This window comes from Microcoleus sp. BM001215392, from assembly GCF_036700185.1.
In the GTDB taxonomy this organism is placed as follows: Bacteria; Cyanobacteriota; Cyanobacteriia; order Cyanobacteriales; family Microcoleaceae; genus Microcoleus.
Genome location: NZ_JAUBOJ010000394.1, coordinates 1 through 6,736, shown reverse-complemented (window position 1 = coordinate 6,736; position 6,736 = coordinate 1). Strand labels below are relative to the sequence as shown.

The 6,736-nt window shown below is 48.0% G+C and carries 5 protein-coding genes; 3 read left to right on the top strand and 2 right to left on the bottom strand.

Features of this window, described 5'->3' with window-relative positions:
- Positions 1-509: 509 nt before the first annotated feature.
- From recO to QT974_RS28855, 3 genes are all read left to right on the top strand, one after another.
- Positions 510-1,385 (top strand): DNA repair protein RecO, encoded by an 876-nt coding sequence (recO, locus tag QT974_RS28865; RefSeq protein ID WP_333471822.1) that lies wholly within the window; start codon positions 510-512, stop codon positions 1,383-1,385.
- 202 nt (positions 1,386-1,587) lie between these two features.
- Positions 1,588-3,144: an MFS transporter gene (locus QT974_RS28860; RefSeq protein WP_333471821.1), complete on the top strand. Its 1,557-nt coding sequence runs from the start codon at positions 1,588-1,590 to the stop codon at positions 3,142-3,144.
- Between the two features lie 26 nt (positions 3,145-3,170).
- Positions 3,171-4,397 (top strand): glycosyltransferase family 4 protein, encoded by a 1,227-nt coding sequence (locus tag QT974_RS28855; protein WP_333471820.1) that lies wholly within the window; start codon positions 3,171-3,173, stop codon positions 4,395-4,397.
- Positions 4,398-4,513: 116 nt separating this feature from the next.
- On the opposite strand, the gene QT974_RS28850 is transcribed toward QT974_RS28855, so the two are convergent.
- Positions 4,514-4,789, bottom strand: coding sequence for a hypothetical protein (locus QT974_RS28850; RefSeq protein ID WP_333471819.1), 276 nt, complete (start codon positions 4,787-4,789; stop codon positions 4,514-4,516).
- A gap of 55 nt (positions 4,790-4,844) precedes the next feature.
- Positions 4,845-6,545 carry a phosphatidylglycerol lysyltransferase domain-containing protein gene (locus QT974_RS28845; RefSeq protein ID WP_333471818.1) on the bottom strand — a complete coding sequence of 567 codons (1,701 nt, stop codon included), beginning with the start codon at positions 6,543-6,545 and terminating at the stop codon, positions 4,845-4,847.
- Positions 6,546-6,736: the final 191 nt, after the last annotated feature.

Here is a 6,736-nt window from a genome sequence, read left to right as displayed (position 1 = left end):
CAGTTGACAGTTGACAGTTGACAGTTGACAGTTGACAGTTGGCAGTTGGCAGTTGGCAGTTGTCATTGGTAATGGGTATTAGTGTCAACTTAAGCTGAAACTTAACTGGTTCCAAGGAAGAGCCTCCTTAACCCATATTTAGAGGCTCTGCGTCCTCGGTACAGGATTAAGGAGGCTCTTCCTCGCCTATCTGCGTTACCAGGCTGGAGCCTGGTAACGAGTGTTGACAGTTGACAGTTGACAGTTGACAGTTGGCAGTTGGCAGTTGTCATTGGTAATGGGTATTAGTGTCAACTTAAGCTGAAACTTAACTGGTTCCAAGGAAGAGCCTCCTTAACCCATATTTAGAGGCTCTGCGTCCTCGGTACAGGATTAAGGAGGCTCTTCCTCGCCTATCTGCGTTACCAGGCTGGAGCCTGGTAACGAGTATCGAATATCGAATAAACGTTCTGTGTCGTGGACTGTTTTTGCGACTCGACTGCCCTTGTGAATCTAAAATTTAAAATCTAGTGAATCGAACTTACAAAGCAACTGGAATCAATCTTAAGAGTGCGCCTCTAGGCGAATCCGATCGCCTGCTGACAGTTTTGACGCGGGAATTCGGCTTAATTAAAGCCGTAGCACCTGGTGTTCGCAAACAGCGATCGAGCATTGGCGGGAGAAGCGAGTTATTTGTTGTCAACGAATTGCTGATCGCCAAAGGTCGATCGCTCGACAAGATTACCCAAGCTAGCACCGTCGAATCCTATCCTGGTTTGAGCCGCAACCTCGGAAAACTATCAGCCGCGCAATATCTGGCCGAATTGGCGATCGCCAGCGCCCTATCCGACGAGCCGCAAGAATCACTTTTCTTTTTGCTGGGCGAACACTTGAGCCGTTTAGAGGGTTTGTCCGATCGCACAGAAATCCAATCCGCCGCCGTGCTTGTCGCCCATCTCGCCCAGGGTATTTTTCACCTGCTAGCCCTAGCAGGCCTCGCGCCCCAAGTCCAAGTCTGTTGCGCCACCAGACAACCCCTGATCCCAAATTTCACAGATCCGAACTGGCAAACCGGGTTTAGTATACCCTCTGGGGGAACCTTCAGCTTGCTGTCGCTCGCCAACTTAGAGGCAGAACTCTCTTCCCAAACCGGCAGCCTGTACAGATCCAGCTCCCGTTCCCCGCAAACGAGCGACAGCAAACACTTGACAAATTTCCATATTAATGCTAAAGAATTAGCGGCGCTGCAACAGTTGGGTAGTGCAGAACTAGAAGAGGGGATTACCGATCGCGCGGCTTGGATATCAGTAGAAAATATTTTGCGGCAATATGCCCAGTATCATTTAGGTTGCACGATTCGATCGGGAAGCTCGATCGACACATACTTGGAGAGTTTTGAGTTTTAAATTTTGAATCAGGCTGAGTAAAAATCTCACCCCAGCTTGCGGGATATCCGAACCAGCAAGCAATTTCAGGTAAATGCTCAAGATTCTTGCAAAACTAGATAATAAGAAAAGTTACGAGTTATTAAAATTAGAGGTAAACGCCTCAATTTGAAATTCCCATCCGCCCAAGCTCAACCATCCCAGGCGATCCACCCCTAATCCTATGATGCGACTGTCCGATAATGATTTGAGAACATCTTTTTTAGCTGTGACCCACCACAAGATGGAAGAACGAGAAAATTTTCCAGATTTTGATTGCTCACCGGTCTCTGCCAGAACATGGAACAACGCCCAAGACCCAGAAATGGACAAACATCCCACAAATCCAGAAACAGAGTCAAGCAACGGTAAAAGCCAACAACCAGAAGCCATCCCCCCGCTGCAAACAGCAGAACTCGCCGAAGCAGTAGACGAAACTCCCGAAAAAGAAACCGGATTTTTGCCGGTTCTGAAAAACCGAAATTTTCTAGCCTTGTGGAGCGGGCAAGTTTTTTCGCAACTAGCAGATAAAGTTTATCTCGTACTGACGATCGCCCTGGTAGCCAGCAGATTTCAAGCGCCAGATCAAACCATCAGCAGGTGGGTATCGGCAATTATGATTGCTTTTACGATTCCTGCGGTATTATTTGGGGCTGCTGCGGGCGTATATGTCGATCGCTGGTCAAAAAAAGCGGTGCTCGTAGCCACAAACCTGCTGCGCGGAGCCTTCGTCTTAACATTACCCCTGCTGCTGTGGCTCTCAGACGGCTGGGAACTCGGTCAACTGCCGCTCGGATTCTGCTTGCTGCTGCTAGTCACATTCCTAGTTTCCACCCTAACTCAATTTTTCGCCCCAGCAGAACAGTCAGTAATTCCCTTAATTGTGGAACGCCGCCACCTGCTATCGGCAAACTCGCTCTACACTACAACCATGATGGGTTCGGTGATTATCGGCTTCGCAGTCGGAGAACCCTTGCTAGCCTTAGCCGACACTCTATTTACCAACCTCGGCGGCGGACTCGGCATCGGCAAAGAATTAGTAGTAGGTGGCAGTTACGCCTTCGCCGGAGTGCTGTTGCTGTCGATGAAAACAGGCGAAAAAAACGAAGTCGAACACGAACCGCCACATCCCCTAGCAGATTTGAAAGATGGGCTGCGTTACATCAACGATCAACCGAAAGTCCGCAATGCTTTAATTCAACTAATTATTCTATTTTCGATTTTTGCAGCCTTGGCAGTTTTAGCGGTGCGATTAGCAGAAATTCTGCCGGGTATGCGAGCATCGCAATTTGGCTTTTTGCTGGCTGCGGTGGGCGTTGGGATGGCGATTGGGGCGACCACAGTCGGCTATCTCGGCCACAAATTTTCTCACTCCCAACTGAGTTTAATCGGATCTGTTGGTATGGCAGTGGCTCTGATGGGTCTTTCTGCATTTACACACCATTTGTGGATCTCGGTGTTGTTCATTACCATGTTGGGTTTATTTGCCTCATTGGTGGGAGTGCCGATGCAGACGACAATTCAAGCAGAAACCCCAGAAGAAATGCGGGGAAAAGTTTTCGGGCTGCAAAACAATGCCACTAATATCGCTTTGAGTTTACCGTTGGCTTTGGCCGGGGTAGCCGAAACCTTTCTGGGTTTACCTACAGTATTTTTGGCTTTAGCAGGATTGGCGATCGCAGGCGGTGTCTTAACCTGGTATATTTTCCGTAGCACTAATAGCAAAGTCGATCGAATCTAAAAAATAACAAACTCTGATTTACTCGAATGCACATCGCTTGGCTAGGAAAAAAATCACCTTTTTGCGGTAATGTCACTTACTCCAGGGAAGTCACCAACGCATTATTAGACCGGGGATACCAGGTTAGCTTCCTGCACTTTGCCCAAGAAGCGGGGCCACTCGACAGGAACAATACGGCGTGGAGCTTGGTAAATGGGAAATGGGGAGCGTCGATGTCTCCAACCTCATTTACTAATTCGCTCTCGCCCGCGAGTTGCAACGAAGTTTCTTTACCCTGTCACTACAAATCGCAAATTTATACGATTCCTACTCTCAAATCCCGCACAGTTTTGATGAAGTCTTTGCGGCGGCTGAAACCGGATGTTGTTCACGCTTCCCTGACGCTTTCGCCTCTAGACTTTCTGCTACCGGAAATTTGTCAGGAATTGAATTTGCCTCTGGTGGCGACTTTTCACCCGCCGTTCGATCGCAAATTGCGCAATTTAACATCGGGAACCCAACACCTGATGTATCAACTCTACGCTCCGTTTTTGGCTCACTACGACTCGACGATCGTGTTTTCTCAGATTCAGCGGGATATTTTGGTGAAGTTGGGAGTGCCGGAAGAACGGGTGGCTGTGATTCCCAACGGCGTAGACGCGGTGAAGTATTCGCCCGGGCCTTCGGGGTTGAAGTCTCAATTAAAAGCCGATCGACTTTTTGTATATCAAGGCCGCATTGCCCCGGAGAAAAATGTTGAGGCTTTGCTCAAGGCCTGGAAACAATGTAATTTTGGGCCTGGCAACGTGTTGGCGATCGTAGGCGACGGGCCCCTCGCCGCATCGCTGCAACTGTCCTACGGCGAAGAGGACGGCATTGTATGGCTCGGATTTGTCGCCGAGGAAGAACGCCGGATCGAGATTCTGCGGGGTGCAGATGTATTTATTTTGCCTTCTTTGGTGGAGGGACTGTCGCTGTCGCTGCTGGAAGCGATGGCCTGCGGTTTAGCTTGTTTGGCAACGGATGCGGGTGCTGACGGCGAGGCCTTGGAGTCAGGCGCGGGGATAGTTTTGAACACTCAGCGGGTGCGGAGTCAGTTACTAACTTTGCTGCCGCTGTTTTGCGATCATCCCGAATTGGGAACGTTGCTGGGGCAAAAAGCACGCCAACGGGCGATCGAGCGTTACACTCTCAGTCAGAATATTACTGAGTTGGAAAAGCTGTATTCAGAGGTTTTGCAGAAGCAGCGCGTGCCGCTGCGGGGATTGGCATAACGAAGTTCGGCAGCGGATTTTGTAACGGATGTAACTAAGAGAAAGTCGTGTCTCTATCCGTGGATATTACTTGTTACCAGGCAGAGCCTGGTAACACAGATCCGGAGGCTCTGCCTCTATTGTCCAGCCGAGGCGGAGCAAGAGTGATATAGGTTCCCAGAGAGAGACTCGGAACCAGTTAAAACTTCCAGCATCGTCTGTGCAGCATCAAACGCATCAAAGGGAGACCAAACTTCACACACCGCACCAGATGCGATCGAATCCTGTTCCTGACTCTGCATACATCCGATCAGCATTTGCAAGGTTACTTCCTCTACAGAAATGCCTCGCCGCTGAGCAGACTTTAAGAGATATTGCTCCAATTCAGGTGATAGATTTAGCGTCAAATTCATAAACTGCTCCTATTTGTTGGTAATTGCTGCGTTAAAACCTTCAATCTAAAATCGCCTAACTTCCCGGGCGCAAATAGTCAAAAAGTCGTAGCATAGCGGGGCGTAAGCCATCGCCCGAATCGGCCCGAATCAAAGCAACCACAACATCCGGCAAACTTCCCCAACTCGGATAAACAAAATAACGCGGTTCCCAGCGCGGCCCAAACTTATCTTTAAAACTGTGCAATCCCTTAAAATTATAAAACTTGCTCAAGTGTTCCGAAAGATAAATTAAAACCTTTTCCAACCGCCCGGATTTTTCAGCTTCTCCAACTCCCGCCAAAGCCGACAAACCCAAATCAAATTCTGCATAGCCCAACTCTTGACAGTGCTGCAACATCGAAGCAAACAAACACTCCATCGTGCCATTTTCCACCTGATTGCGACGGCGCATTAAATCAACTCCAACAACTCGATCGCCCACCGATATCATATTAGCAAAAGCACTAATTTTACCGTCGGGAGTGTGGATGGCTGCGACCCGAGTTTTCTGCAAATATGCCTCATCAAACCAACCGACAGAAAACTGTTTTTCGGAACCCTGAACCATTTGTAGCCACTCGTCACTGACGAATTTCATCTTTCGCATCAACTCCAAACTTAAAGGAGGCTCGTAAAATTCGACTTGATGACCAGCTTTTGTGAGTCGGTTGATTGCAGTTCTCAAGTTTTGATTTGCCTTGCCTTTGAGAGTAAAAGTTTTGAGGTCAACAATTGCTTCTTCGCCGATTTGCACCACTCGAAAACCGAGATTAGAATACATTTCTAGATCCTCGGGTAAAGTTTGATAGAATGCAGGATACCAATCGTTGCGATCGCAAAACTCTTGAAACCCCAGAATAGCCTCTTTGCGGTCTTCTGGGGGGCCGATGGGGTCTCCGAGGGCGATCGCGCCTCTACCTTTGGGCACGTAGGCGATCGCGCTTTTCCCCGAAGGACTAAAATAATAAGACTTATCCTCAAGTAACGCCAACCTCGCTAGCGTCGTCTTCCCGTATGTTTCCACAATTCTTCTAGCTTTATTCCGTTCCCAAAAAGTTGCCGAGTCTCGCAGCAGTACCGGGCGCAGCAGCATCAAAAGTGCATAACCAATCGTTACCGCACCCACAGCATAAATCGAATCTGCAAAAAAGTTAGCAAATCGAGTTTTCGGAACTAATCCCGCATTATCCGCCGTAAAAAACATGGCAAAAGTTTGGAATATAGCATCGTCAAAATCGAAATTAATTGCTTTTTCGTTAACTTCAAAACGCCCGTCTAAAATGTAAAAACCCGCCGTACCGTAAGCGATGGTAAACAGCAAAGCACCCAGCAAAACTCGGATTCCTTGAGCAATTGAAGGGCGATCGGATTGAGCAGTAAACGTCTTCCGCATCACCAACAACTGAAACAGCAGCACCCCAGAAATTAAACTTTCTTCAACATCCAATCCCTTGACTAAATGAGTTAAAATAGAAGCAATTAACAATCCCACCGTCAGCAACCAAGCAATCCGCTTGCGCCGCAACAAATTTGTTGCCAAAGTTAGCAACATAAATCCGATCAGAGCTGCAAAAAAATGCCCGCCCGCACGCACGGGAAAAGGAAAAAATGGTTCCAACCAATTTCGGCGATCGGGTAAACTGGGAGTTACAGCAGATAGCAGGTTAATAACTCCAACCAATCCGGTTAAAAATGAGGCACTCCAGAGTCCAATCCTAGTTTTTTGGGATAACACAGTTCACCTTTCTAAATTTTAGCAATTTTGTCATAGGAATCTTTTATGAAAGCAATCGCAGAGGCTTATTGCGATTTTGACGCACCGCAAACAATAACATCTAAGAATGATGCGATCGGAGATACAAAAATGATGCTATCGGGTGCATCTGGTTTTTGAGGAGGGCGAAGCATGACCGCATATAAATTATT

Bases quoted from the DNA above. Each gene is read 5' to 3' on its own strand.
- QT974_RS28860 (WP_333471821.1), top strand. From the start codon at position 1,588: ATGATGCGACTGTCCGATAATGATTTGAGAACATCTTTTTTAGCTGTG.
- QT974_RS28855 (WP_333471820.1), top strand. From the start codon at position 3,171: ATGCACATCGCTTGGCTAGGAAAAAAATCACCTTTTTGCGGTAATGTC.
- QT974_RS28850 (WP_333471819.1), bottom strand. From the start codon at position 4,789: ATGAATTTGACGCTAAATCTATCACCTGAATTGGAGCAATATCTCTTA.